The 26,290-nt window shown below is 68.0% G+C and carries 23 protein-coding genes; 6 read left to right on the forward strand and 17 right to left on the reverse strand.

What is annotated here, in order from left to right; genetic code table 11:
- Window positions 1–18: 18 nt before the first annotated feature.
- The gene (locus ACQY68_RS11080; RefSeq protein WP_428149485.1) at window positions 19–594 is read right to left on the reverse strand and encodes a GGDEF domain-containing protein; all 576 of its coding nucleotides are present in this window, start codon (window positions 592–594) and stop codon (window positions 19–21) included.
- Window positions 595–717: 123 nt separating this feature from the next.
- Here ACQY68_RS11080 and purE point away from each other — a divergent pair, with 123 nt between their 5' ends.
- The 3 genes from purE (at window position 718) to ACQY68_RS11095 (ending at window position 2,560) form a co-directional block, all read left to right on the forward strand.
- Complete coding sequence (purE, locus tag ACQY68_RS11085) at window positions 718–1,209, forward strand: 5-(carboxyamino)imidazole ribonucleotide mutase (RefSeq protein WP_428149486.1); 492 nt, start codon at window positions 718–720, stop codon at window positions 1,207–1,209.
- Window positions 1,210–1,280: 71 nt separating this feature from the next.
- Window positions 1,281–2,297, forward strand: coding sequence for a 5-(carboxyamino)imidazole ribonucleotide synthase (locus tag ACQY68_RS11090; RefSeq protein WP_428152647.1), 1,017 nt, complete (start codon window positions 1,281–1,283; stop codon window positions 2,295–2,297).
- 35 nt (window positions 2,298–2,332) lie between these two features.
- Complete coding sequence (locus ACQY68_RS11095) at window positions 2,333–2,560, forward strand: hypothetical protein (protein WP_428149487.1); 228 nt, start codon at window positions 2,333–2,335, stop codon at window positions 2,558–2,560.
- Here ACQY68_RS11095 and ACQY68_RS11100 read toward each other — a convergent pair.
- A complete protein-coding gene (locus ACQY68_RS11100; protein WP_428149488.1) occupies window positions 2,557–3,234 on the reverse strand; it encodes a COQ9 family protein in 678 nt (225 codons plus the stop codon). The two genes, ACQY68_RS11095 and ACQY68_RS11100, sit on opposite strands and share 4 nt — an antisense overlap.
- 185 nt (window positions 3,235–3,419) lie before the next feature.
- Between ACQY68_RS11100 and rpsU the strand changes: the two genes are divergently transcribed.
- A complete protein-coding gene (gene rpsU, locus ACQY68_RS11105; protein ID WP_298161710.1) occupies window positions 3,420–3,659 on the forward strand; it encodes a 30S ribosomal protein S21 in 240 nt (79 codons plus the stop codon).
- A 225-nt stretch (window positions 3,660–3,884) separates the two neighbouring features.
- Here rpsU and ACQY68_RS11110 read toward each other — a convergent pair whose 3' ends face one another.
- From ACQY68_RS11110 to ACQY68_RS11135, 6 genes are all read right to left on the reverse strand, one after another.
- Window positions 3,885–5,270: an ABC transporter permease gene (locus tag ACQY68_RS11110; RefSeq protein ID WP_428149489.1), complete on the reverse strand. Its 1,386-nt coding sequence runs from the start codon at window positions 5,268–5,270 to the stop codon at window positions 3,885–3,887.
- Complete coding sequence (locus tag ACQY68_RS11115; RefSeq protein WP_428149490.1) at window positions 5,267–6,232, reverse strand: ABC transporter ATP-binding protein; 966 nt, start codon at window positions 6,230–6,232, stop codon at window positions 5,267–5,269. The genes ACQY68_RS11110 and ACQY68_RS11115 overlap by 4 nt, the downstream gene beginning before the upstream one ends.
- 83 nt (window positions 6,233–6,315) lie before the next feature.
- Entirely contained in the window at window positions 6,316–6,936 is a 621-nt protein-coding gene (locus ACQY68_RS11120; RefSeq protein WP_428149491.1) for a M23 family metallopeptidase, read from the reverse strand.
- A gap of 218 nt (window positions 6,937–7,154) precedes the next feature.
- Window positions 7,155–8,960 (reverse strand): SGNH/GDSL hydrolase family protein, encoded by a 1,806-nt coding sequence (locus ACQY68_RS11125; protein WP_428149492.1) that lies wholly within the window; start codon window positions 8,958–8,960, stop codon window positions 7,155–7,157.
- Window positions 8,961–9,050: 90 nt separating this feature from the next.
- Complete coding sequence (gene serA / locus ACQY68_RS11130; RefSeq protein ID WP_428149493.1) at window positions 9,051–10,943, reverse strand: phosphoglycerate dehydrogenase; 1,893 nt, start codon at window positions 10,941–10,943, stop codon at window positions 9,051–9,053.
- Between the two features lie 50 nt (window positions 10,944–10,993).
- Window positions 10,994–12,439, reverse strand: coding sequence for an SDR family oxidoreductase (locus ACQY68_RS11135; protein WP_428149494.1), 1,446 nt, complete (start codon window positions 12,437–12,439; stop codon window positions 10,994–10,996).
- A gap of 170 nt (window positions 12,440–12,609) precedes the next feature.
- On the opposite strand from ACQY68_RS11135, the gene ACQY68_RS11140 reads away from it, so the two are divergent.
- A complete protein-coding gene (locus ACQY68_RS11140; protein ID WP_428149495.1) occupies window positions 12,610–13,545 on the forward strand; it encodes an Hsp33 family molecular chaperone in 936 nt (311 codons plus the stop codon).
- Here ACQY68_RS11140 and ACQY68_RS11145 read toward each other — a convergent pair.
- The 7 genes from ACQY68_RS11145 to ACQY68_RS11175 all read right to left on the reverse strand — a co-directional run bounded on the left by ACQY68_RS11145 (window position 13,539) and on the right by ACQY68_RS11175 (window position 22,051).
- The gene (locus ACQY68_RS11145) at window positions 13,539–15,341 is read right to left on the reverse strand and encodes a gamma-glutamyltransferase family protein (protein ID WP_428149496.1); all 1,803 of its coding nucleotides are present in this window, start codon (window positions 15,339–15,341) and stop codon (window positions 13,539–13,541) included. The genes ACQY68_RS11140 and ACQY68_RS11145 overlap by 7 nt on opposite strands.
- Window positions 15,342–15,413: 72 nt before the next feature.
- Window positions 15,414–16,103: a phosphate regulon transcriptional regulator PhoB gene (phoB, locus tag ACQY68_RS11150; protein WP_428149497.1), complete on the reverse strand. Its 690-nt coding sequence runs from the start codon at window positions 16,101–16,103 to the stop codon at window positions 15,414–15,416.
- A 13-nt stretch (window positions 16,104–16,116) separates the two neighbouring features.
- Window positions 16,117–16,854 (reverse strand): phosphate signaling complex protein PhoU, encoded by a 738-nt coding sequence (gene phoU, locus ACQY68_RS11155; RefSeq protein WP_428149498.1) that lies wholly within the window; start codon window positions 16,852–16,854, stop codon window positions 16,117–16,119.
- Window positions 16,851–17,750 carry a phosphate ABC transporter ATP-binding protein PstB gene (gene pstB / locus ACQY68_RS11160; RefSeq protein ID WP_428149499.1) on the reverse strand — a complete coding sequence of 300 codons (900 nt, stop codon included), beginning with the start codon at window positions 17,748–17,750 and terminating at the stop codon, window positions 16,851–16,853. The genes phoU and pstB overlap by 4 nt, the downstream gene beginning before the upstream one ends.
- 4 nt (window positions 17,751–17,754) lie before the next feature.
- Window positions 17,755–19,068, reverse strand: coding sequence for a phosphate ABC transporter permease PstA (gene pstA, locus ACQY68_RS11165; RefSeq protein ID WP_428149500.1), 1,314 nt, complete (start codon window positions 19,066–19,068; stop codon window positions 17,755–17,757).
- Window positions 19,061–20,503, reverse strand: coding sequence for a phosphate ABC transporter permease subunit PstC (pstC, locus tag ACQY68_RS11170; RefSeq protein WP_428149501.1), 1,443 nt, complete (start codon window positions 20,501–20,503; stop codon window positions 19,061–19,063). The genes pstA and pstC overlap by 8 nt, the downstream gene beginning before the upstream one ends.
- Window positions 20,504–20,650: 147 nt before the next feature.
- Complete coding sequence (locus ACQY68_RS11175; RefSeq protein WP_428149502.1) at window positions 20,651–22,051, reverse strand: sensor histidine kinase; 1,401 nt, start codon at window positions 22,049–22,051, stop codon at window positions 20,651–20,653.
- A 173-nt stretch (window positions 22,052–22,224) separates the two neighbouring features.
- On the opposite strand from ACQY68_RS11175, the gene ACQY68_RS11180 reads away from it, so the two are divergent.
- A complete protein-coding gene (locus ACQY68_RS11180; protein ID WP_428149503.1) occupies window positions 22,225–24,516 on the forward strand; it encodes an ATP-binding protein in 2,292 nt (763 codons plus the stop codon).
- Window positions 24,517–24,619: 103 nt separating this feature from the next.
- Here the strand turns inward: ACQY68_RS11180 and ACQY68_RS11185 are convergent, their stop codons facing one another.
- On the reverse strand, window positions 24,620–24,838 hold the full coding sequence (locus ACQY68_RS11185) for a hypothetical protein (RefSeq protein ID WP_303695478.1): 219 nt from the start codon (window positions 24,836–24,838) through the stop codon (window positions 24,620–24,622).
- An 18-nt stretch (window positions 24,839–24,856) separates the two neighbouring features.
- Complete coding sequence (gene aceA, locus ACQY68_RS11190) at window positions 24,857–26,137, reverse strand: isocitrate lyase (protein WP_428149504.1); 1,281 nt, start codon at window positions 26,135–26,137, stop codon at window positions 24,857–24,859.
- Between the last annotated feature and the right edge of the window lie 153 nt (window positions 26,138–26,290).

Raw genomic sequence — 26,290 nt, forward strand, 5'->3', positions numbered from 1 at the left:
AGAAGTTGTTTTTACGAACTATCTTCTGCGTTTGCGAACCCACATCGCCGCATCCGCCTCGGCCAGCCAGGTCTCGACATCCGCCTGCCCGGCGAAGGCCCGCACGCCGAACGAGCCGCCCAACGGCGCCGCCGACCCATCCCAGCTGAATTCCGCCCCTTCAAGCGCCGCCTTCAGCCCGGCGGCCTTCTCCTTGCCGGCATCCATGTCGGCGTTGAGCAGCAGTACGGCGAACTCGTCACCGCCCAGCCGCCCGACGGCGTCGGTCGCCCGCACATTCTCCACCAGCAGTTCCGCGACCCTGACCAGAGCCGCATCCCCTGCCGCATGGCCCAGGCTGTCATTGACCGCCTTGAACCCGTCGAGGTCCAGATACAGCAGCACCGCCGGGACCTTGTAGCGGGTGCAGTAGGCCATGGTCCGCGTCATCGCCGCCACGAAGCCGCGCCGGTTCAGAACAGGCGTCAGGACGTCATGCTCCGCCGCCGCCTCGGCTGCCTCGGCGCGCGCGGTCAGGACCGCCACCTCGGCGCGCAGCCGGGCGATCTCCGCCTGGGGATCGGCGATCGGGTCGATATTCGGCGCGTCGGTCACGTCGAGAGGCCACTCCGGGCGCGACTCAATGCGTGCGCCGCCTGCCCCCAAGCTAACGCCCTTGGTTGCGGGCGCAACGCGCGTGCTGTAACCGGCCGCTTTCCTCGCGAGAGCTGACACAGCATGGCGACGACGACCCCGCCGGTGGCGATCATCATGGGCAGCCGCTCGGACTGGCCCACCATGAAGCACGCGGCAGACATGCTCGACCGTCTGGGCGTCGGCTGGGATGCCCGCGTCGTCTCTGCTCACCGTACGCCCCAGCGCCTGGTCGAGTTCTCGACCGGGGCCAAGGCGGCCGGCTTCAAGGTCATTATCGCCGGCGCCGGCGGGGCCGCCCACCTGCCCGGCATGGCCGCCTCGATGACGCCGCTGCCGGTGCTGGGGGTCCCGGTCCAGTCCAAGGCGCTCAAGGGGCTCGATAGCCTCCTCTCCATCGTCCAGATGCCCGGCGGCGTCCCCGTCGCCACCTTGGCCATCGGCGAGGCGGGCGCGAAGAACGCCGGAATCCTCGCCGCCCAGATCCTGGCCCTGAACGACGCGGTCCTCGCCGGTCGCCTCGACGACTTCCGCGAGGCCCAGACCGACTCGGTCCACGAGAGCGTCGAAGACTGATCTTGTCCCTTCCTCCTCCCCTCGCGCCCGGCTCGACCATCGGCATCCTCGGCGGCGGCCAGCTGGGCCGGATGCTGTCGCAGGCCGCCTCGCGCCTCGGCTTCGACGTGGTCATTCTCGACCCTGAGGAGAACAGCCCCGCCGGTCGCGTCTCGCGCGGCCAGATCGTCGCGGCCTATGACGACCCGACGGCCCTGAACGTCTTCGGTCGCGTCTGCGACGTGGTCACCTTCGAGTTCGAGAACGTCCCCGCCGCCTCTGTCGAGCGCCTGGCCGAAGCCGGCGCCCTCGTCGCGCCCGGCCCGACGGCTCTCGCGGTCGCCCAGGACCGGGTCGACGAAAAGACCTTCCTCAACGCCGTCGGCGCGACCACGGTCGAGTTCGTCGCCGTCGACAGCCTCGACGACCTGACCGCCGCCCTGGAGCAACTCGGCACGCCCGCCCTGCTCAAGACCCGCCGCGACGGCTACGACGGCAAGGGCCAGGTCTGGATCAAGTCGGCGAAGCAGGCCGGGGCGGCGCTGGCCGAACTCGGCGGTCGCCCGGCCATTCTTGAGGCCAAAGCCGCCTTCACCCGCGAGCTATCGATCATCGCCGCCAGAGGCCGTGACGGCGCCGTCGCCGTCTATCCGCTGGGCGAGAACAGGCACGCGGGCGGCGTCCTGCGCACCACCAACGCACCCGCCAAGATCGACGCCGGGACGGAAAAGCGGGCGAAGGCTATCGCCAACGCCATCCTCGACGGTCTCGCCTACGTCGGCGTCATCGGCATCGAGCTGTTCGATCTCGGGAATGGCGAGTTGCTGGTCAACGAGATCGCCCCTCGGGTCCACAATACGGGCCACTGGACCCAGGACGGCTGTGTCTGCGACCAGTTCGAACAGCACATCCGCGCCGTCGCCGGCTGGCCGTTGGGCCCCACCAAGGCCCACGCCCAGGTCGAGATGACCAATCTGCTGGGCGATGAGGTTGAGCAGTGGTCGAAACTCGCCGCCAGGCCCGACCACCGCCTCCACCTCTACGGCAAGGCCGAAGCCCGCCCGGGCCGCAAGATGGCGCATGTGAACAGAGTGCGGCCTCTCGCCTGACTTGCGCCGCACCGGCGGTATGCGAAACTCGGCCCATGACCCTTCAGACTCTCATCCCGATCCTGTTCCTCGGCCTTGCCGCCGTGCTCTTCCTGACGCCGGAAATCCGGAAGCACCGCCTGGCCAAGGTCGGGGCGGCCGTGGCGCTGCTGGGCGTGCTTGTCGTGATCTCTTATAATTTCGGCACACAGGCTGGCCGGGACGCCGCGCTGCGAGACAACCGGGCCGACGCCCGCGCAGCCGCCGAGGCCGCCAAACTCTAGGTCCTCTGCGGATATCTCAGCCGGCTCAGCATCTCGGTGATCTTGCGCACCGGGGCGTCGAAGTCCTTGCCCGCCTTCCATTTCTCGAAGGTCATGACGTTCTCGATCCGCGCCGCGACGAAGGCGTCCGACGCGTCCCTGCCGTTGAACAGACGCAGGGTCATCGCCGGGATCAGGATGCCCGACAGGATGGTTCGCTTCGAATAGTGGTTCCAGTCGGTCGCCGTATCCCCGGCCCAGCGCCACAAGCCGTCCGCCGTCGCCCAGGTCAGGCTCAGCGCCAGATCGGCATTGGTCGGCAGGGCCATGAAGCCCGCCGCCCGCTTTTCGGCCTCCGGATGGGCCATGGCGACCTCCAGCCGCGTCTCCAGCGCCCGGGCGATTCGCTCCCGAATCTTCAGACCCGCCGGATCGCCCAGTTCAGCCAGCGCCTCAGCGTCATGGCGACGCCACAGCAGGGCCGCCAGATCGCGCGGCCCGTTGGGCAGCAACAGCTCCTGATCGCCGTCGCTCAACCCGTTCGCGGCGCAGGCGTCGCGCACCAGTCGCGCGTTCCAGCCCAGGCGTGGAGCCCGTTCCAGCGCCGAATCGAGCACCGACTGCTCCATCCGGTCGGCCCAATCCGGTTCGTTGGCGCCTTCAGGTGCGTTCGACAGGTGCGGCGTCTCGGTCATTTCGCCATGATACGCCCGTCACAGCGGGATCGCGAGCGTCACGGAAGCGCTGTGACGATCTGGACAGGGGGCGAGGCTTGGTGTATCCGCACGCCTTCGCTCGCCGGGCTGTTGTCCGCGGGAACCGATTTTATTTGTCTGCCCGCCTCTCAAGGACGCGGCGGGCGGCCAAAGGAGAGTTCAACCTGGTACAGATTTTCGTTCGCGATAATAACGTCGATCAAGCGCTCAAAGCCCTCAAGAAGAAGATGCAACGCGAAGGCAGCTTCCGTGAAATGAAGCGCCACGTGCACTACGAGAAGCCCTCGGAGAAGCGCGCCCGCCAGAAGGCCGAGGCCGTTCGTCGCGCCCGCAAGCTGGCTCGCAAGCGCATGCAGCGCGAAGGCCTGCTGCCGCCTCCGAAGCCCCGCGTCCCGCGCGCCTAGGGCCGCGACGCAGGTAAAGATTCAAAGGCCGCTCCTCACGGGGCGGCCTTTTTGATTCCTGGTCGATGTTCTCCCTCCCCTGCGGGGGAGGGTGGTCGGAGCGCAGCGGAGACCGGGTGGGGGCGGCAAGGCAAGGCGCCAGAGATTTGCATCTGGATCGCCGGCCGTTCCCACCCCGTCGCTACGCGACGACCCTCCCCCGAGGGGGAGGGAAAAGCCTGACTTTTACCGCCCGCCGCCGCTGATCGCCTGGCCGAAGCTCTTCCAGCTCAGTTTCACGTCCGACAGAGCGCCCGCCCGGAACGCGCGCCCGGCCAGCCACACCATCAGCAGGGCCACCGCGAACATCCCCGCCATCGTGCCGATGATCTCGATCAGCGGCGGCCCTGACGGCGCCCGCGCGCTCATCAGGAAGGGGGTAAAGAAGGGCACCCAGGACAGGAACTTCACCGCCGGCGCGTCGGGGTTCACCAGCGCCATCTGGACGACCAGCAGGGGCACGACCAGCACCATCATGATCGGCCCCATCAGGGTCTGGGCGTCGCGCGGCGTCTCGCAGAAGGCGCCGATGGCCGCGAACAGCACCGCGTACATCAGGTAGCCGCCGACGATGTAGCCGATGAAGTAGAAGATCAGCCCGTTGGTCATCAGAACCGCGGCCACGTCTCCGGCCACCGACGGCGCCGCCGTGATGAGGCCGACGGCCCCGATCCCGCCCCAGACGACCAGCACCGACAGGGTCAGCATCGCCACCCCCAGCACCTTGCCCGTCAGGATTTCGGTCGCCGAGGCCGACGACAACAGGACCTCGAGGATCTTGTTCGACTTCTCTTCCATCACGCTGTTCAGCAGGATCGAGGCGCCGGTGATGATCAGCGACCACAGGATGAAGCTGAAGGCCAGGCCGATGATGCCGGGCAGGCGGTCCTTGAACGACACCTCCCCTCCTCCGGCGGACCGGGGCGAGAAGACGTTGATCTCAGGCCTGAAGGCGTCGACCCGCTCGACCACGGCCCGGTCGATCCCGGCTTCGCGCAGGACGGTGTCGCGGTTCTCGTCGCGCAGGGCGCGGCGCACGAAGTCCTCGACCGTGTCGTCGGTCGCCCGTGCAGCCCAGACCCTGGCCGCCGGCCCCTCGGGTGTGCGGGTCAGGAAGACGACGGCGTCCAGCCGCTGTTCCTTGGGCGTCTCGTCGGTCAGATAGCGACGCACGATCGCGTCCTGGGCCGCGCCGGGCGTGGCGGCGGACAGGTCGGCGGGCGCATCGACGAACCGCATCCGCGACCGGGTCATCGAAGCGATCGCGCTTTCGGCGGCCCCGGGAGGCGCTCCCGACGATTTCGCGGCCTTCTCGGCGGCTTCACGGGCGCGTTCGGCCTGACGTTGGGCGTCCGAATCGAGGACGTTCTTCACGGCAGCGGCCAGACCGGTGGCGGCCGGGCCTTCCTCGATCAGGACGACGGCGCGCACGGGATCGGCGCCCCGCATCAGCAGGGGCACGGCCCCGCCGAGCACGGCGAACAGCGGGAAGGCCAGCAGCGACAGCCAGAAGCCGACCGTCTTGGCGTAGGCCAGGAACTCGCGCTGGGCGATCAACAGGATACGGTTCATTGGACGGCCTCCGACTTGGCGGCAGGTCGGGCCACGCTCTGGTCCTGATCGGGATGATCGCCGGTCAGGTCGATAAAGGCGTCATGCAGGGTCGGCTCCTTGAGCTCGAATCTGCGCACATCGAGGCCGCTGATGAAGGCGGTCTTCAGCGCCTCCTGCCCGCCCGCGCCGCTGGCCAGCGCGCCCTTCAGCACACGCACGCCGCCTTGATCCGACACCACCTCGACCCCGGTCACGCCCGGCAGGGCCGCCACGGCCTCGGCCGAAATTTCACCTTCCAGCTCGAGGAAGCGTCGCGAGGTCGCCCGCGCCTCGGTCACCGTGCCGTCAAAGGCCTTCCGGCCGCGCGCCATCAGCACGACCTGGTCGCACAGTCGCTCGGCGTGCTGCATCACGTGAGTGGAGAACAGCACCGTCGCCCCGTTGGCGGCCAGATCGCGGATCACCGTCTCCAGCCCCTGCTGGTTGACCGGATCGAGGCCGCTGAACGGCTCGTCCAGGATCACGAACTCCGGCCGGTGCACGATCGAGGCGATCAACTGGACCTTCTGGGCCATCCCCTTGGACAGCTCCTTCATCTTCTTTTTCTGCGACGCGCCCAGCCCTTGGGCGATCAGCATCTCGCGCGCACGGCGCTTGCCCTCGCTGGCCGGCAGGCCCTTCAGCGAGCCGAAGAAGGCGATCGCCTCGACCGGGGTCATCTTCTTGTAGAGGCCGCGCTCCTCGGGGAGGAAGCCGATCCGGTCGCGCACCTTGCGCCCGTCGGACGCGCCGAGAATATCGATGGTTCCAGCCGAGGCCGACTGCAGACCCAGGATCATGCGGATGGTCGAGGTCTTGCCCGCGCCGTTCGGACCCAGGAAGCCGCAGATGGCCCCCTTCTGAACCTGGAAACTCAGGTCCTTCACCGCCTGAAAATCGCCGTAGCGCTTGCTCACGCCGTCGAGCGTCAAGGCCGCCATACTCATCCCCCGGTCAAACTACAGACCTAGGGGTAGCAAAGGACGCTTTACATGCAAACCGTATTCGGCGTCGCGGCGATCAATCAGCCGAAAGCGGGATCCGGGACCACGACCAGGAAGGTCTCGCCGACGACGCGCGACGGGTTCACCTGCGCACCGCCCCGACGGACCTCGAAATGCAGGTGCGGGCCGGTGGAATAGCCGGTCGAGCCAACGAGGCCGATCCGCTCGCCCGCGAGCACCCGGTCGCCGGACGCCACGTCGATGCGGCTCAGGTGAGCGTACATCGTGGTCATGCCGTTCGGGTGGCGCATCTCGATGAAGTTGCCGTAGCCCTCGGGCTGGTGGCCGATGCGGACGATCTCGCCCTCGGCGGCCGAGTAGACCGACGTGCCCTGCGGCGCGGCGATGTCGACGCCCTTGTGCATCCGGGCGCCCGGCTCGCCGCCCAGGCGGCGCATGCCGAAGCGGGAGTTGATGGCGAAACCGCGCACCGGCTCCTCGAACGTCATCGGGCGCGTCAGAGGACCCGCCGGCTCGGCCACGGCCATGACGGGCGGCAGCTCCGGCAGGGCGAAGGTCTGGATGCGGGGTTCCGGGTCCGCGGGCGCCATGGCCATGGCCATGACGGCGACGCCCATGAGGGCGGCGGTCTGGCCGGAGTGGGTCAGGAAGGCACGGGCGGTCGGAAACAGTCGGCGCATGAAGTCGTCGGCTCGGTGGCGCTTTTCGAAAGCAATGGACGCCAGTGGGCGCGGGTCCAGGACCGGCGCGCGCTTCGGCGAACGGCCGTATTAACAATTCATGGGGCGACTTTGGGGCGGGGATAACGACAGGGCGTCGCACCCCGGGAACGCGCGCAAACGAAAAGCGCGCCGGCCGCGGGGCCGACGCGCTTCGCGATGGGTCCGTGTGCTGTCGCCTAGAGCGGCAGGGTCACGGTGATGCCGCCCATATGGCTGTCGGCGTGATCGCCGAAGCGACCGCGATAGCCGATCTCGACCTCGAACGGACCCAGGTCGCCGCTCAGCCCGGCCGAGGCCAGGACCGAGCCGCCGAACGGGTCATCGAAGCCGCGCGACAGCACCTGGGCCGGGTTGCCGGCGATGCCGACGCGCACGGCGTCCGAACTGTCATCCAGGCTGTCGCGATAGCCGCCCTCCACGAAGACGGCGAAGCCGCCCATGTCGCCCTCGGCCCGCAGAGCGACCTCGGCGGTGACGCCCGTCACCGAACGGTCGCGGTACTCATAGGAGGCCGCGGCGCCCTGTTCGTAGTAGCCATCGACGTCCGAGTTCGCCCAGGTCACGGCCACGCGCGGCGAGACGGCGATGCCGCCGGCGTCGAACCACATCCCGCCCTGCGCGCGGGCCCCGGCGCTCGTGCCCCGCGTCTCGCCGATCTGAACGATGGGCGCCAGGGCGCTGATCCGCTTGATGTCATCGTAATCGTCGCTGGCGATGCCGCCGGCGACGTTCAGGAACATCGAGCCCGAACGCCAGCCTGCGTAGGCGTCCACGGCCAGGGTCTGCAGACTGAAGCTGGTCGGTCCCGACGTGACATCCGCGTCGCGCCAGCTGCCCGCCAGGCCGAAGCGCCAGGTCTCGGTCCCGGACTCCATGCGCATCTCTGCGCCGACGCCGTCGGACTCGGCCGAAGCGACCGTACCGCGCGCGTCCGTCTCGGAGCGATCATAGAGGCCGCCGACCGAGATCGAGGTCCCGGCTTCCCACGGCGCATGGCCCGACAACCTGGCGCTGGAGGCGTCCAGCGCGTCCTCGCGGTGCCGATAGGCCGTCTCGCCCTGCAGGGTCGAACCGGCCGCGCGGTCGCCGTAGTAGAGGTAGTCGCTGGCTAGGGTCGCGATCAGCCGGTGACCGGCGGCGGTCGGGTGGACGCCGTCGAAGTAGAGATAGCTGTCCGGATTGGCGCAGACGGTGACCCCGTTGAAACAGGAGTCGGTCACGTTGGTGAGGCCGAACAGACCCGGGTTGGCCGCCAGGGTGTCCGAGACCTTGGCGAGGTCGAACAGGATGATGTTCGTGCCGGGCCGCGCGGCGGCGGTGGTCATCAGGGCCGCCTGCAGGCCGCTGTTGAATGTCGAGCCTGCGTAGTCGGCCAGGGGCGAGGCCGGCGAGGTGCGGAACTGGGGCGTGATGCCCAGCCGCGGCAGGTTGGTCACCAGGATCGTCCCCGCTCCGCGGCCGGCGATGTCATTGACCAGGAAATTCATGTCCGCCACCGCAGCGGTCAGAGTCGGCGTGAGCGCGGCTGTCGGACTGGTGCTCGCACCAGCGGCCGGCAGGGCCTGGAAGATGTTGTTGGCGCCGCCGAGAACGCTGACCAGATCGTTCGGGCCGAACACGCCGCCACGGGCGAGGTAGGTCGTCAGCTGCTGGCGCATCCCGGGCGGGAAGGCGACGTTGTTGTCGGTCCGCGACCCGCCGTAGGCCAGGTTGATGCTGCCGGTCACGGCGCCGTTGAAGTTGACGGCATTGAAGCCAAGCAGTTCGGTGAACACCCGCCCGTTGGAGAACCGGCCCTGGAAATAGGGCGGCGACGGCGGCTGGGTCCCGCCCGAGGCGAGGTACAGGTTGCCGTTGTCGCTCAGCGAGTCGCCCAGCACGACCAGACGGCCATAGGTCTGGGCCGAGGCGGCGGTGGCGAGCGCGGCGGATGCGGCGAGCGTCAGCGCAGCGAGGGCTGCGCCGCGAAGATTGCGTGACATGGTCTTCCTCCCGTCGGTCGATTGAGCACGACCGTTACGCGACAGTCTGCGCCCGTTTCGGGAGAGCGCAAGATGCCGCCGGGGAAGCTTCTAGTGGAGCAGGCGGAAACGCAGCGTTCCGGCCACAGTCTTCAGCACCCGCAGCGCCTGGGGGTCGTAGTCGCGGTCCACGTCGGTGATGACGTAGCCGGTGCGTTCGTCGGTCTTCAGATGCTGGCCGAGGATGTTCAGGCCCGCCGCCGACAGTTCGCGGTTCAGCTCCGCCATGACGCCCGGCTGGTTCCTGTGGATGTGCAGGATGCGGTGTCCGCCCGAGACCTCGGTCAGTTGAACGTTCGGCAGGTTGACGCAGAAGGTGGTGTCGCCGCGATTGAGGTAGCCCAGCAGACGCTCGGCCGCGAACTCGGCGATGGCCTCCTGCGCCTCCTCGGTCGAGCCGCCGATGTGCGGGGTCAGGATGACGTTCTTCAGCCCCATCAGCGGGCTGTCGAACGGGTCGGCGTTGGTGCGCGGCTCCTCCGGGAAGACGTCCAGGGCCGCACCGCCGATCCGTCCCGAGCCAATCGCCTGGGCCAGGGCGCCGACGTTGACGACATGGCCGCGCGACAGGTTCAGGAACAGGGTCCCGGGCCGCATCATCTGGAACTCGGACGCACCGATCAGATTGGCGTTCTCGCGCCGCCCGTCGACGTGGAGGGTGACCACATCGGCCTCGGCCAGAACCGCGTCGAGCGACCGCATCCGCTTCGCATTGCCGAGCGCCAGACGTTCGCTCAGATCGTAGAAAATCACCCGCATCCCCAGAGCCTCGGCCAGGACCGACAGCTGGGATCCGATGGCGCCGTAGCCGACGATGCCCAGGGTCTTGCCGCGCAGTTCGCGCGAGCCGTCGGCGGACTTGTTCCACTTTCCAGTATGCATGGCGGCCGATTTGTCGACCACGTCGCGCATCAGGGTGATGGTCAGGCCGACCGCCAGTTCGACCACGCTGCGGGTGTTGGAATAGGGCGCGTTGAACACCGCCACGCCCCTGGCCGCGCAGGCGTCCAGGTCGATCTGGTTGGTGCCGATGCAGAAAGCGGCGACGGCGAGCAGACGGTCCGCCGCCTCCAGCACCGCTTCGGTGACATTGGTCTTGGACCGGATACCCAGGACATGGACCCCCTTGATCCGCTCGATCAGGTCCGCCTCGTCCAGCGCACCCTTCATCGTCTCGACGGAGTAGCCCGCCTCCTCCAGCCGCTCGACGGCGGCGGGATGGATGTTCTCGAGCAGAAGCATGCGAATCCGGCTGCGAGGATAGGACCAGCGGCCGGCCAGACCCTCGGCGTGCAGCAGTTCGTCGATCGACCTCGCCTCGCCATCGGCGACGGCCACGACCTTTTCTCGTCTCGCGATCTCGGTGAAGGCGTAGAACCGGTCGGCCGCCCCGCCCAGCTTGACCTCGGCATCGTTCCAGCCGTCGCCGACCATGACCACCGGCCCCTTCAGCCCCAGCGCCTTGATCACCGTCGGCTTACCGTTCTCGTGCGACAGAGGGTTGGCGTCGTCGACGCCCGTCACCACGCCGTCCGCGTCATAGATCAGGTCGTTGCAGATCACCCGATCCGGCGACACGCCGAGCCGCTCGGCAACCGGCGCGATCACCTCGCGGAAGCCGCCCGAAAGGATGATGATGCTGGCCGCGTTCTCATTGAAGAAGCGAAGGTTGCGCCGCACCGACGGCGTGCCTTCGTCCAGAATGCGGTCGGCCAAGGCCTGCACGTGCGCCCTCGTCAGCGGCAGCATGGCCAGGCGCGACCGCAGAGCGTCGCCGAAATCGACCTCTCCGGCCATCGCACGGTCGGTCAGCGACGCGATCTGCGCGCGGATCCATACGGCATCGACATGCCCCTCAAGGGCGATATCTGCGAGGGCTTCGAGGGTTTCGATGCGCACAAGGGTCGAATCGAAGTCGAAAATCAGCGTCGGAGCGGCGGTCATGCCCCTCTTTCGCTGACCTTCGCAGACGCAGCAACGGGTTTGTGGGGCTTTTACAGCCCCGTCAGGCGACGCACGCGACTGTCGGGCCGCTGGCTCTCCAGAGCCGCCGCGCCGATCGCCGCCGCAATAGTCGCAACGGCCAGTAGCGCCCCGCCTTCACGAGCATGATCCTTGGCGTAACGACCCGCGTCGTCTGCATAGCGACGGGCCGAACGACCGGTTTCCTCGGCGTAGCGGCGCGCGTCGCGAGCGTATTTGCGACGCTGCTTGTCCGACACGGCGCGTTGGCCGCGCTTGAGCAGCTTCTTCGCCTGATGGCGGGCGTCGTCGCCCAGATCGCCTACGCGGTCACTGACTTCTTCGGCCCGCTCAGTCAGGCCGCGAGAGATGTCGTCGAAACGGTGGCGCAGGGCCTCTGCGTCGATCCAGCCGCGCGGGTCGAACCGGTCGCGCAGTTCCTCGAACCGGCGCGGGCCCGTCCGCTGTGTCAGCAGGTACGTCACCAGCGCGGCGGTGGCGACGAGCGCCAGCGAACCGGCGGTATAGCCGGGGTGTTTGCGAACTTCGGCCAGGGCGCTGAACTGTCGGACCATGGGATAGTGAACCTCTTCGTCGAGGCCGTCGTCGGTCGGGTCGTAGAGCCCGTCGTCATACGGCTGATAGGCGGAACCACTGTCCCGCATGAGGCTAGGAGCGAACCGGGCGAAAAGTGGTTCCGCCAGACCCGGCAGCAGGGCGTAGAAAGACGCTATGACGCGCCCTCCCCCGCCGACGGTGATTTCCCGGATCGGATGGGAGGCGCACCACAGGACGGTGTCGGCGACCACGTGGGTCGCATAGACGGGCTGCGGGTTCTGCACCGCATAGCCGGTCAGGTTGCGGGCGTGCTTCGAATAGGGCGTATCCACCGCAGCCGGCTTGACCAGGCTGACCGCGACGGGCGCGCCTTCGCGCATCAACTCCATCCGGAAGGCGTTGGTGAACCCCTTCACTGCGTGCTTCGACGCCGAATAGACGCCCTGCACCGGCATGGGCGCGTCGCCCAGCACCGAGCCGACGTTGACGATCGTGCCGCCGTCCGGCCGCGCCCGAAGGTGCTCGGCCGCCACCAGCGACCCGTTCACGACGCCCCAGTAGTTGGTCTCGAACAGCTGGTGCTGGTCCTCCAAGGTCGTCTCGCGGATCGCGCCGTAGATCGAGACGCCCGCGTTGTTCACCCATGTGTCGAAGCCGCCGAACAGCCGCCGGCACTTGTCCGCCGCCTCGGCCAGTGCATCGTAATCGGCGACGTCGGCCACGGCATAGGCGACCCGCGCCCCCTCCTGTTGCAGCTCCTCGACCAGCGCCCTCAGGTCGCTTTCGCCCCGCGCGATCAGAAAAACGCAGGCTCCGGCCTTCGCCGCCCGGCGCGCGGTGGCCAGACCGATGCCGGAGGTCGCGCCGGTGATGACGATGGCCTGCTGGCTGACGGGCTTGAGATTCGGCTTGGCGGGCATGGGCTGCGCTTTCGTCGGTGTCGGCATCAGAACGGGCGGGCCGTGCGCCCGGTTGCGAGAGATAGCACGCGAACGCGCCCGCGCGAGCCGACAGGCTGTCGCCCTTACAAAGGCCGCATCGGCTTCCTATCTTGCGCCGTTCCCGAGATCTTGCCCGCCAAGGACCCGCCGTGACCGATCACGAGCCCGCCGCCGTTTCCGCCCCGACCGACAACCTCGCCGCCGCCTTCCAGATCGAGGGCTGGCCCGTTCGCGGTCGTCTGGTCCGTCTGGGCGACGCCATCGACAAGATCCTGTCCGCCCACGCCTATCCGGAACCGGTCGCAGCCCTGCTCGGCGAGGCCTGCGCGCTCGCGGCCCTGGTCGGCTCGGCGCTGAAGTTCGAGGGCCGGTTGATCGTCCAGGCCCAGGGTGACGGGCCGGTGAAGTACGTCGTCGCCGACTACGACACCGACGGTCACCTGCGCGGCTACTGCCGGTTCGACGAGGAAGAGGTCGCGGCCGCGTCCAGCGGCTTCGCACGTCCGGGCGCCAGGACGCTGCTGGGCCAGGGCGTCTTCGTCATGACCCTGGATCGCGGCCCCGATTTCGAACGCACCCAGGGCATTACGCCCATCGAAGGCGAGAGCCTGTCGCTGGCGGCGGAACACTACTTCGTCCAGTCCGAGCAGATCCCGACCAAGGTCCGTCTCGCCGTCGGCTCCGTCACCGACGAGATCGGCACGACCTGGCGCGCGGGCGGCGCCCTGATCCAGCTGATCGCCGCCGACGACGCCCGCGGCTCGACCGAAGAGGTCTGGGACCGCACCCGCGCCCTGTTCCAGACGCTGGGCGACGACGAACTGGTTGATCCGACGATCACGCCGGAAACCCTGCTGTTCCGGCTGTTCCACGAGGACGGCGTGCGGCTGGAGGACGCCCGCGCCCTCAAGGCTCAATGCCGCTGCTCCGCCGAGCGCATCGGCGCCGTTCTGGCCTCCTTCGGTCCGGAAGAACGCGCAGAGATGGTCGAGCCCGACGGCAAGATCCACGTCACGTGCGAGTACTGCGCCACGGTTTACAAGCTGGAGCCGGACGTGGTGGAGGCCCAGGCCGGGGCTCAGTAAGCCAGGGCTACGCCGTCCTTGCGCATCTCGGTCGCCGCGCCGTAGGTCCACCGGCCTTCACCGTTGGTCTGGCGCATGACGTTCTGGTAGCCGCCGAAGCCGCCGTCGGTCGGGCCGAGTACCCAGCCCCGCTGTTCGAGGCCCGCGCGCGTCACCTGCGGCACGCCGTTCTCGAGATGCAGGACGCCGACGCCCTCGGCCGCCTGACCCGTGGGTTCGGACGAGCCCTCGTGCTGCCAGCGCGGGCTGTCGCCGGCCTCCTGCGGGTCGAGGCCGTAGTCGACCATGTTGATGATGATCTGCGCCTGACCCTGGGGCTGCATGCCGCCGCCCATCACGCCGAACGCCATCCAAGGCTCTCCGTCCTTGCAGGCGAAGCCCGGGATGATGGTGTGGAAGGGGCGCTTGCCCGGCGCATAAATGTTCGGATGCCCGTCGGTCAGGGCGAACAGCTCGCCCCGGTCCTGGAACATGAAGCCCAGCGGCCGCTCGCCGTCGTCGGGCGCGAGGCCGGAGCCCATGCCGCGATAGTTGGACTGGATCCAGCTGACCATCATCCCGTCCCTGTCGGCGACGCTGAAATAGGTCGTATCGCCGTGCGTCGGCGCGTCGCCGGGGAAGGCGCGGTCCATGACCCGGTCCGGCCGGATCAGTCGCGCCCGTTCGGCGGCATAGGCCTTGGAGTTCAGCCACTCGACCGGGGTCTGCGAGAACCGCTCGTCGGCGAACCATCTGGCCCGGTCCTCGAACGCCAGCCGCTTGGCCTCCGCCTGATGGTGGATCGAGGCCGCCGACTGAAAACCCATCCCCTTCAGGTCGAACTGTTCGCAGATGTTGAGGATCTGGTTGGTCGACAGGCCCTGGGTGTTCGGGCCGAGGCCATAGACGTCCACGCCGCGATAGTCGGTCCGGATCGGCTCGACCCATTCGGTCCGGTGGGCGGCCAGATCGGCGCGGGTCATCCAGCCGCCGATGCGCCGGAAATAGCGCTCGATCTGTTCGGCGATCGGACCCTGGTAGAAGGCGTCGCGTCCGCCCTCGGCGATCAGCCTCAGGGTGCGGCCCAGATGCGGATTGGCGAAGACCTCGCCGACGCGCGGCGTCCGGCCGCCCGGCGCATAGACGAGCTTGCGGTTGTCGTTCTCCTCGATGACCGTCGAGCGATCGAACCCGGCCATGTTCCGTTCCATGTACCAGGCGATGGTCTGCGGCATGGGCACGCCCTGCTCGCACAGTTCCGCGACCGGGATCAGCACGTCGGCCCAAGGCAGCTTGCCGTAGCGCTGATGCGCGCTCCACCAGGCGTCCACCGTCCCCGGCACGTTGACCGTCACCGCGCCATGGCTGGGCAGAGAACCGGTCACCGCTCGCGACCGCGCCGTCTCCAGCGACAGACCGCGTGGGCTGTTGCCCGAGCCGTTGAAGCCGACAACCTTCCGCTGCGCCGGGTCCCACAGCATGCAGAAGGCGTCGCCACCGATGCCGTTGGCAGTCGGTTCCAGGAAGCCGAGCGCCGCGTTGATGGCGATGGCCGCATCGATGGCCGAACCGCCGCGCCTCAGGGTGTCGATGCCGATCAGGGTCGCGGTCGGATGCGCGGTCGCCGCTGCGCCGTTCATGCCCCACACGGTCGACCGCCCCGCGAACGGCGCGCCGGTGATCCGGTCGCCCATGGTGACGCCAGCGAAGGGGTTCTCAGGGCTGGCTTGTGCCGTCGTTCGCGCTGCGGCTGGGGAGCCGGTCGCCGCTACCAAGGCCCCCGCGGGCAGGGTCGACAGGAAGGTGCGACGGCGCATGGGCGGACTCCTCGGCTGCGAGGAGGCGAACCCTATGGACTTACGCCGTCCTGTGAAGGGGCGACGTCGCCCCTACCCTTCCAGATCCAGCGAATAGCCCGCCGACCGAACAGTGCGGATCGGGTTGGCGCTGTCCTCGACGTTCAGGGCCTTGCGCAGGCGGCCGACGTGGACGTCGACGGTGCGCGCCTCGACATAGACGTCCGAGCCCCAGACGGCGTCCAGCAGCTGTTCGCGGCTGAACACCCGGCCCGGGTGGCGCATGAAATGGTCCAGCAGGCGGAACTCGGTCGGGCCCAGATGGACCTCCTTGCCCGAGCGGCGCACGCGGTGAGCGACGCGGTCGATGACGATGTCGCCGTGTCCCACGCGGTCGTCGGCCAGACCCGGCCGGATGCGACGCAGCACCGCACGGATGCGAGCGATCAGCTCGGTCATCGAGAAGGGCTTGGTCAGATAGTCGTCGGCGCCCGTATCCAGACCGCGCACCCGGTCCGATTCCTCGCCGCGCGCGGTCAGCATGATGACCGGCAGGTTGCGCGTCTCGGGGCGACCCCGCAAGCGCCGGCAGACCTCGATGCCCGACACCTTGGGCAGCATCCAGTCGAGCAGGACCAGATCCGGCTGGCGCTCGTCGATCTGGACCAGCCCCTCCTCCCCGTCGGCGGCGACGACGACGTCGTAGCCTTCCTTTTCGAGGTTGTACTGAAGCAGGGTCGCCAAGGCGTCCTCGTCTTCCATCACCAGGATATAGGGCTGCACTCAGGTCTCTCCGTCAGTCCGTCGTCGGCGTGGGCAAATGCCCCGAATCCGCGTCCCAGTCGCCCGGCGCGGGCGTCCAGCGCGGACGCTCTCCGGTCATCTCGTCGCCGGTGATCTCGTAGTGGATGACCTCGGCGATGTTGGTCGCATGGTCCCCGATCCGTTCCAGGTTCTTGGCCATGAACAGCAGATGGGTGCAGGCGCTGATCGTGCGCGGGTCGCCCATCATGTAGGTCAGCAGTTCGCGGAACAGGGCGTTGTAGTGCTCGTCGACCTCGTCGTCGGAGGCCCAGACCGCCATGGCCCGGTCGATCTCGGAAGCCGTGTAGGCGTCCAGCACATCGCGCAGCCGCATCGACACCAGCTTGCCCATCCGCTCGATCGAGCGGGTCAGGGGCAGCATCGGCTCGGTCTCGGCCAGGCTCAGGGCGCGCTTGGCGATGTTCTTGGCCAGATCGCCGGTGCGTTCCAGATCGGTGGCCAGTTTCATGGCCGACAGGGTCTTGCGCAGGTCCGAGGCCACGGGCTGTCGCAGGGCGATCAGACGAATGGCCTTCTTCTCGATGTCGCGGTGCATCGCGTCCACCTTGGCGTCGCGCTCCACGACCGCACGCGCCAGGGCGATGTCGCGACGCGCGACCGACTCGACCGCATCCGCCACCTGGGCCTCGGCGAGACCGCCCATCCGGGCGACCTCCGCGGTCAGCTGGTTGAGTTCGTCGCCGTAGGCCTTGACCGTGTGCTGGTTCATCCGAACCGTCCCGTGATGTAGTCCAGCGTGCGCCGCTCGCGGGGATTCGTGAAGATTTCCTCGGTGTTGCCGTGCTCGACCAGCCGGCCGAGGTGGAAGAAGGCCGTGCGTTGCGACACGCGCGCCGCCTGGGCCATCGAGTGGGTGACGATGACGATGCAGTACCGCTCGCGCAATTCGTCGATCAGCTCCTCGATGCGGGCCGTGGCGATCGGGTCCAGCGCTGAGCAGGGTTCGTCCATCAGGATGACCTCGGGGTTCACCGCGATCGCGCGCGCGATGACCAGACGCTGCTGCTGACCGCCCGACAGGCCGGTGCCGGCCGAATGCAGACGGTCGGCGACCTCGTCCCACAGACCCGCCTTCTTCAGCGAGCTCTCGACGATGCCGTCCAGCTCGGCCTTGGAGGTCGTCAGGCCGTGGATTTTCGGGCCGTAGGCGACATTCTCGTAGATCGTCTTCGGGAAGGGATTAGGCTTCTGGAACACCATCCCGACCTGGGCGCGCAGCAGAACGGGATCGACCGAACGGGCGTTGATGTCCTGACCGTCCATCAGGATCTTGCCGGTGACACTGGCGCCCTGGATGGTGTCGTTCATCCGGTTCATCGTGCGCAGGAAAGTCGACTTGCCGCAGCCCGACGGGCCGATGAAGGCGGTCACCGTCTTGTCCGGGATGTCCAGCGACACGTCGTACAGGGCCTGCTTGTCGCCATAGAAGACCGACACCTCGCGCGCGGCGATCTTGGTCGGGCCTGTCGGGCCGGACGGCGAGGTCACGGTCGGCACATTGCCGGCCAGGGGCGCGTCGGCGGTCAGCACGGTCTCGTCGTGACGAGCATCCTCAGGGCTGCCGCCCTCACGCCCGTCGGGGCTGCGGAAGAAGGGAAATTTCATTGACTTACCACCGACGTTCGAAGCGACGACGCAGAAGGATCGCGGCGGCGTTCATGACGATCATGAAGGCGAGGAGAACAAGGATGGCCGCGGCCGTCCGCTCGTGGAACGCGCGCTCCGAGGCGTTCTCCCAGATGTAGACCAGGGACGGCAGGGCGCCTGCGGGCTCGTCGATCGCGCCCGGAATGCCCGGCACGAAGCTGACCATGCCGATCAGCAGAAGCGGCGCGGTCTCGCCCAGCGCATGGGCCATCGAGATGATCGTGCCGGTCATCACGCCGGGCATGGCCAGCGGCAGGACGTGATGGAACACCGTCTGGGTGCGGCTGGCGCCCATGGCCAGGGCGGCCTCGCGGATCGACGGCGGCACGGCCTTCAGCGCTGAGCGGGTGGCGATGATGATGGTCGGCAGGGCCATCAGGGCCAGGACCAGACCGCCGACCAGAGGCGACGATCGCGGCAGGTGCATCCAGTTGATGAACAGGGCCACGCCCAGCAGGCCGTAGACGATCGACGGCACGGCCGCGAGGTTGTTGATATTGACCTCGATCAGGTCGGTGATCCGGCCCTTCTTCGAAAACTCTTCCAGATAGACGGCCGCGCCAACGCCCAGCGGAATGGCGATGCAGGCGGTGACCAGCAGCATCAGGGCCGAACCCACCACGGCTCCGAGCACGCCGGCCAGCTCCGGCTCGGTCGAGTCGCCGTTGGTGAAGAGCTGGCTGTTGAACGTCGTCGAGACGTGCCCGTCGCGCTTCAGATCGTCCAGCCAGGCCATCTGCTGGTCGCTGACGCGGCGCTGGTCGGCGGCCGTTTCGCGGGTGATTTCACCCTTGTAGTAGAGGTCCGCCTCGTCCGAGACCGGGGCTGTGATCTCCACCGTCCGGCCGATCAGCGACGGGTCGTTGCGGATCAGGTCGGCGGCGCGGAACTTCAGCTCCGACGACAGCAGCGAGCGATAGGCCGTCGCTTTCGCGCCCAGCGCATCGTCGGTTTCGCCGAGCCGCGCCAGCTGCTGCTGCGCGACCATCTGCTGGAAATTGGTGCCCTGCGGATAGGCGCGGTCGATGCGCGCGGGGTCCATATAGACCGACACGGTCATCTGGTTGGCGTAGAAGGCCGTGTGGCCCTGTTCGATGATCCGGCCGAGCAGCAGGAGCAGGAAGCCGATCGCCACCGAGACGGCCAGGATTCCATACAGCTTGAAGCGTCCCTCACGGGCATAGCGCTTCTTGAGCCCACGCTGCAGCCGAGCGGCGCGCGCGGGGTCCTCGGCCGCCAGACGGGCCCACATCTTGTCCGCGCCGGTGTCAGTCATACTGTTCCCGATAGGTCTGGACGATCCGTTGGGCGACGATGTTGAGCAGCAGGGTCACGAGGAACAGGGTCAGTCCGAGGCCGAACGCAGCAAGCGTCTTGGGACTGTCGAACTCCTGGTCGCCGGTCAGCAGGGTCACGATCTGGACGGTTACCGTGGTGACGGTGTCCAGCGGATTCAGGGTCAGGTTCGCGGCCAGACCGGCCGCCATGGTCACGATCATCGTCTCGCCGATCGCCCGCGACATAGCCAGCAGCAGCGCGCCGGCGATACCCGGCAGGGCGGCCGGCAACAGCACCCGCTTCACCGTCTCGGACTTGGTGGCGCCCATGGCGTAGGAGCCGTCGCGCAGCGATTGCGGCACGGCGTTGATGATGTCGTCGGACAGGGACGAGACGAACGGGATCAGCATGATCCCCATGACGGCGCCGGCCACCAGGGCCATCTGGTTCTGGACCAGCAGCAGGTACTGCCCCATCCCGTCGAGCGGCCCGCCGACCAGCATCGCGCCGATGCCGTTGAAGAACTCGCGGAAGGCGGGGCCCACCGTCAGGGCGGCGAAGAAGCCGTAGACCACGGTCGGAACGCCGGCGAGGATCTCCAGCACCGGCTTGACCACGCCGCGCGACAGGGCGCTGGCGTACTCCGACAGATAGATGGCCGAGAACAGCCCGACCGGCGCCGCCACCACCATGGCTATCAACATGATCAGGAAGGTGCCGGCGAACAGCGGCACGGCCCCGAACGCGCCGGACGAACCGACTTGATCGGCGCGAATGGCGATCTGGGGGCTCCACTGGGTCCCGAACAGGAACTCGGTCACCGGTACGGCCTGGAAGAAGCGAAGGCTGTCCCACAACAGGGAGAAGACGATGCCTACGGTCGTCAGGATGGCGACGGCGGAACAGGCGAACAGCAGGCCGCCGATCCAGCCCTCGACCCGATTGCGCGCCCTCAGGGTCGGCCGGATCTGCGTCCAGGCGAACAGCCCCCCCATCGCCGCCGCCAGGATCGCCGCGACGACGCCGCCCCAGGTCAGGGTCTGATGCACGCGGGCCGAACGCGCCGCCTCCGTCTTCAGGGCATCGCCGAGTTCACCCGGCCAGACCTGGAAGGCGCGCTGGCCCTCGCCGGTCAGGCGCGCGTCGTTGAAGAAGGCTTCACGACGGAACGGCTCAAGTTCCTGCACGGCCGGCGGCGCACCGGCCGCCAGCAGGTTGTGCGCGACGGGCGTCGAGAACACGCCGGCGAGGATCGTGACGACCAGCGCAGGCACGGCGACCCAGATCATGGCGTAGTAACCGTGCTGTTCCGGGCGCGAGTGCGCTTGCTGGCGACCATCCAGCGCCGCGGCGCGGCGCTGCGCCTGACCGCGCCCGGCCAGATAGGCGAGCACGGCGAAGACCGCCACGAGAGGAATAACAAGCCAGATCATCAGGCCCCGGAGCGCACGCGCGAGAATCAGAGCGTGCGCGGAAATCCGGGCCCGTCTCGGCGCGGAACCTGCCCTTGGATGGTCAGCGGATTACGACGGCTGGATGACAGTTCTGCAACGCCGTAAACGACCGACGTTCTTCAACGGTCAAGCTGGTGCGGACGCGTTCGCCGACGCGGTCGCCATCGGGAAATAGACGTTGAACAGCGACCCGTCGCCCGGCGCGCTTTCGACCGTCATTCCCCCGCGGTGGCGGTTGACGATGTGTTTGACGATCGCCAGCCCCAGCCCGGTCCCCGGCCGCTCTCCACTCTTCTGGCCTTCGACTCGATAGAACCGCTCGGTCAGCCGCGGCAAATGCTCGCGCGCCATGCCGGGACCGTAGTCGCGCACCGTCACGACCACGTAGCGCGCGCCGGCCTCCCGATCGGGCGTCAGCAGCGACAGTCGGGTCGCCCCAGGGACGCGGGGTCCGGCTGCGGCCTCGACGTCCAGCCCATGCCGAACCGTCAGATCGACCGTGCCGCCGACCGGGGAATATTTGATCGCGTTGTCCGTCAGGTTCTGGATCACCTGAACGATCTCGTCGCGGTCGCCGATGATCCGGGCATCGCCCGGCTGGACGTCCAGCAGGACGGTGACGCCCTTGTCCTGGGACAGCACGCTGACGGCGTCGACGACGTCGGAAGCCGCGCGCGGCAGGTCGACCTTTCCGGACGGCGGGATATGTTCGTTCAACTCGATCCGGCTCAGCGACAGCAGATCCGCGACCAGCCGCCCCATCCGGTCCGCCTGGGCCGCCATGATGTCGAGGAACTTGTCCCGCGCCTTGGGATCGTCCCGGGCGTGGCCCTTCAGCGTCTCGATGAAGCCGCTCAGCGAGGCCAGGGGGGTGCGCAGTTCGTGACTGGCGTTGGCCAGAAAGTCGACGCGCATCAGCTCCATCCGCCGCACGTCCGTCTCGTCGCGCAGGCCCAGCAAGGCCATGGTCGTGCCGCCCGGAGACGGCAGCGGTCGCACCCAGGCCTTCCAGTGCCGGGTCCGCGCGCCCGCCGCGTTATAGTCCGTCGTCCGGCTGACGCCGCCGAACAGGGCCTCGTCCACCGCCTCCAGCACATTCGGATCCCTGACGGCCGAGACCAGCAGCGCGCCTTCCCGCTGGATCCGCAGCAGATCGCGGGCGGCGCGATTGGCCAGGACGATGCGCCGGCCGGCGATGTCGTCCGCCTCACCGCCGCTGACGATCATGACCGGGTCGTCGAGGGCTTCGAACACGCTATCCAGCAGACCCGCATCCTCGGGCGCGGACAGGCTGGCGCCGGCGACGACCGTCGATGCCTCGTCCACGACTCTCCGCGGCGCTCTGAGGCCCATCAACGTCATGAAACCGATGACCGCGGCCCCGGCGAGCAGCCACGGCGCAGCGTCCGGACGCGCCGACGCCAGAGCCAGCATGATGATGACGGCGACGCCGCCGGTCGCACCGTTGGTCCAGAGCCTGGAGGTGGCGAGCGGGGCGACCGGAGATGGAGACTCGTCGAACGGCATGGTGTCGTCGCGCCTCCTGTCAGACGCGCGGCCCCTCCGACGTCTCGCTTTTCCTAGAACGAGCCGCCCCGGAAAGGCGAGCGGATTCGAGACGCCCGGGTTCGCCACGGCCATAGACCTGATTTTTACCTATGGCGCTCAAACTGGCCGCGAATGTCGGGGAAGACGCGCGTTTGAACTGGATACTGAACTGCCTGGTGGTGCAGCACGACTGGCGGCTTACGCTGCTGGCGGCGACCGTCTGCGTGGTCGGTCTGGCCACCTGCATCACCCTGATCGGCATGGCCCGCAACAGCGCGACCCGCATGCGGATGATCTACGGCGCCGCCGCCGGTCTGGTCGGCGGCCTGGCGGTCTGGGCCACCCACTTCCTGGCCATGCTCGGCTACCGGTCCGACGCCCTGATCCGTTACGCGGCAGGCGAGACCCTCATGTCGCTGGGCATGGTCATCGTCGGCATGATCCTGGGCGTCGCGGTGGCCCTGAACGGCAGTTCGCGACTGACACGCGGTCTGGTCGCGGCTCTGGCGGCGACCAGCGTCGCCGCCATGCATTTCGTCGGCATGGCCGCGATGCGGATCGAGGGCGGCGTCCTGGCCTGGAATTACGGCGGCGCCGCGATCGCGGTGGGTCTAAGCCTCGCGTTGGCGCTCTGCACCGCCATGTGGGTCAAGCGCGACGGCTGGTGGCGCATTCCCGCGAATACGACCTTCGCGGTGCTGAGCGTGGTCACCCTGCATTTCGGGAGCATGTCGGCGATGACCGTCGCCGCCGATCCGTCTTCGGTTCTGACGGCCAGCCTGATTTCGGAATCGGGCCTGCTGCTGTGGGTCGTCGGCGGCGCGACCCTGGTGGTGGTCGTCGCCTCGATCGTCACCGCCCTTGGGCTGTGGGGCCGTTCGACCGCCCTAAACCATCTGCGCGAAGCCATCGACACGATGCCGGACGGCCTGGGCTTCTACGATGCCGATGACCGGCTGCTGATCTGGAACGCCCGCTATGCCGAGGTGAACCCCGAGGTCGCCAGCGCCCTGGCTGTCGGCGTCCGCTTCCGCGACATGCTCCAGCTCGGCATCGACCACGGCCTGTACGAAGACGCCGTCGGCCAGGAACAGGAGTGGATCGAGAAGCGTCTCGCTGCCCGTCGCCGCCTGTCGAACACGATGGAGCAACAGATCGCCGGCGACCGCTGGCTGCGCGTTCAGGACCGCCGTACCTCGAACGGCGGCATCGTCACCGTCGTCAACGACATCACCGACCTGAAACGCGACGCCAAGTCCCTGGCCGAGGCGCGGGATGCGTCGGAAGCGGCCAACCGGGCGAAGTCCGAGTTTCTGGCGAACATGAGCCATGAGATCCGGACGCCCCTCAACGGCGTCATCGGCCTGACCCAGGCGCTGGCCCGCACGGACCTCGCCCCGGAACAGCGCGAGATGCTGGATCTGATCCAGTCCTCGGGCCACTCGCTCCAGACCCTGCTCAGCGACATCCTCGACCTGGCCCGCGTCGAATCCGGCCGTCTGGAGATTGCCGACGAGGTCTTCGACCTGTCCCGCGCCGTCAACGACGCCGCGCAGCTCTATCGGGAGCCTGCCTCGGACAAGGGGCTGCAGTTCTTCGTCGAGATCGAACCGGAGGCGGGCGTCTGGGTGCGCGGCGACGTGGTCCGCGTGAAGCAGATCCTGACCAACCTCGTCTCCAACGCCGTCAAGTTCACGACCAAAGGCTTCGTCAGCCTGACCGCCTGTGTCGGCAAGGACCGGGTCGGCGCGTCCATCATGCGCTTCACGGTCGAGGACACCGGCGTGGGCTTCGATGCCGCCGCAAAGGCGCGGCTGTTCAACCGTTTCGAGCAGGCCGACGGCACGATCACGCGCCGTTTCGGCGGCACGGGTCTGGGCCTGGCCATCTGCCGTCAACTGGCCGACATGATGGGCGGCGAGCTGGATTGCGAGAGCGAGCCGGATGGCGGCTCGGCTTTCATTCTGACCCTCCCGCTGATCGTCGCCGACGCTCCGGCGGCGCCCGTGGTAGCGGCCGCAACGACCCACGACGCCTCGGAAGATCGGCTGCGCCTCCTCGTCGCCGACGACCACCCGACCAATCGCAAGGTGGTCGAACTGATCCTGTCGCAGGCTCCGATCGATCTGGTCCAGGCGGAGGACGGCGCACAGGCGCTGGAAGCCTGTCGCGCCCAGGCCTTCGACATGATCCTGATGGATATGCAGATGCCGGTGATGGACGGCCTGACCGCCGTGCGCGAGATTCGCCTGCACGAGCTGGCGATGGGCCGAAATCGCGCACCGATCGTCATGCTGACCGCCAACGCCCTGCCCGATCACGTCGCGGCGGCCCAGGCCGCCGGCGCCGATCGGCACCTGGCCAAGCCTTTCGACGCCGCCGAACTGCTGGCGCTGGTGGCCGAACTCGGTGGTGAGAATCAGCAAAAAGCCGCGGCGGCGTGAACTGCAAAAATCCGGCGACCTGAACCGCCAACACCGCCAAAATTTTGGCAGTCTCAAACAGCAAAGGCCGCCGACACTGCGACGTGCCGGCGGCCTCGTTTTTCTACTCGTAGCCGTGGGCGGCTTCGTTGATGACCTGCGAAGGCATCTGGCTGAAATCGACCGTGGTCGGCGCCGAGGCGACGGCCAGCTTGGTCTGGTAGGTCTTGATCACGTGCTCCAGGCGGCGGCGGACTTCACGTTCGGCCTCGGTGCCGGAGTCCAGCGCCAGGGGGGCCAGGCAGAAGTCGATGATGGCCTGGGGGCGGCTCAGCGGTTCCATATGCGTCTCTCCTGTTGATTATTCGGCCGCGACGAACTGCGCGGTCTCGGTGGATTCCTTCATGGCCGTCGTGGAGGACTGCCCGTTGGAAATGACGGTGGCGACCTGGTCGAAGTAACCGGTGCCGACCTCGCGCTGGTGGCGGGTGGCCGTGTAGCCGATGGCCTCGTTGGCGAACTCGCGCTGCTGCAGCTCCGAATAGGCCGCCATGCCGCGGTCGCGGTAGCCGTCGGCCAGCTCGAACATCGAGTTGTTCAGGCTGTGGAAGCCGGCGAGGGTCACGAACTGGAACTTGTAGCCCATGGCGCCCAGCTCGCGCTGGAACTTCGCGATCGTGGCGTCGTCCAGTTTAGCCTTCCAGTTGAACGACGGCGAGCAGTTGTAGGCCATCAGCTTGCCGGGGTGCTCTTTCTGGATCGCCTCGGCGAACCTCTTCGCGTCGTCCAGATCGGGGTGCGACGTCTCCCACCACAGCAGGTCGGCGATGTTGGCGTAGGACAGGCCGCGCGCGATGCAGTGGTCCAGGCCCGTGCCTTCCTTCAGGCGGAAGAAGCCCTCCGGCGTGCGGTTCTCGCGGTCGATGAAGGGCTGGTCCCGCTCGTCGATGTCCGAGGTAATCAGCTGGGCGCTCTCGGCGTCCGTGCGGGCGACCGTGATGGTCGGCGTGCCCATGACGTCGGCGGCCAGACGGGCGGCGACCAGATTGCGCTCGTGCGCCTGAGTCGGGATCAGGACCTTGCCGCCCAGGTGGCCGCACTTCTTCTCCGACGCCAGCTGGTCCTCGAAGTGGACGCCCGCGGCGCCCGCCTCGATGAAGGCCTTCATGATCTCGAACGAGTTCAGCGGCCCGCCAAACCCGGCCTCGGCGTCGGCGACGATCGGCGCGTACCAGTCGCGTTTGGCGCCGCCCTCGGCGTGCTCGATCTGGTCGGCGCGCTGCAGGGTGCGGTTGATGCGGCGGCACAGTTCGGGCGCGGCGTTGGCCGGGTACAGCGACTGGTCCGGATACATGGCGCCGGCGGTGTTGGCGTCGGCCGCGACCTGCCAACCCGACAGGTAGATGGCCTTCAGGCCCGCGCGGACCATCTGCATGGCCTGGTTGCCGGTGACGGCGCCCAGTGCGTTGATGAAGGGCTCGGTGTGCAGCAGCTCCCACAGACGGTTGGCGCCGCGCTCGGCCAGGGTGTGGGTGATCGGCACCGAGCCGCGCAGCTTCAGGACGTCTTCCGGCGTGTACGGACGCTCGATGCCGTCGAAGCGGCCTTTGGGCGAAGGAACGAGATCGGCGAAGGTGGTCATGGCGCTCTGCTGTGTCTGATCAACGCGAACGTCGCGTCGGTCAGGACAGAGAACACGCCGCTGTCATTTCTGATACAGGTCGAAGAGCATGTTTGAAGTCATGATGTCACAACATGACATTGCTATTTAGGTCATGATGTGACATCATTCGCG

Source organism: Brevundimonas sp., assembly GCF_965278935.1.
In the GTDB taxonomy this organism is placed as follows: domain Bacteria; phylum Pseudomonadota; class Alphaproteobacteria; order Caulobacterales; family Caulobacteraceae; genus Brevundimonas.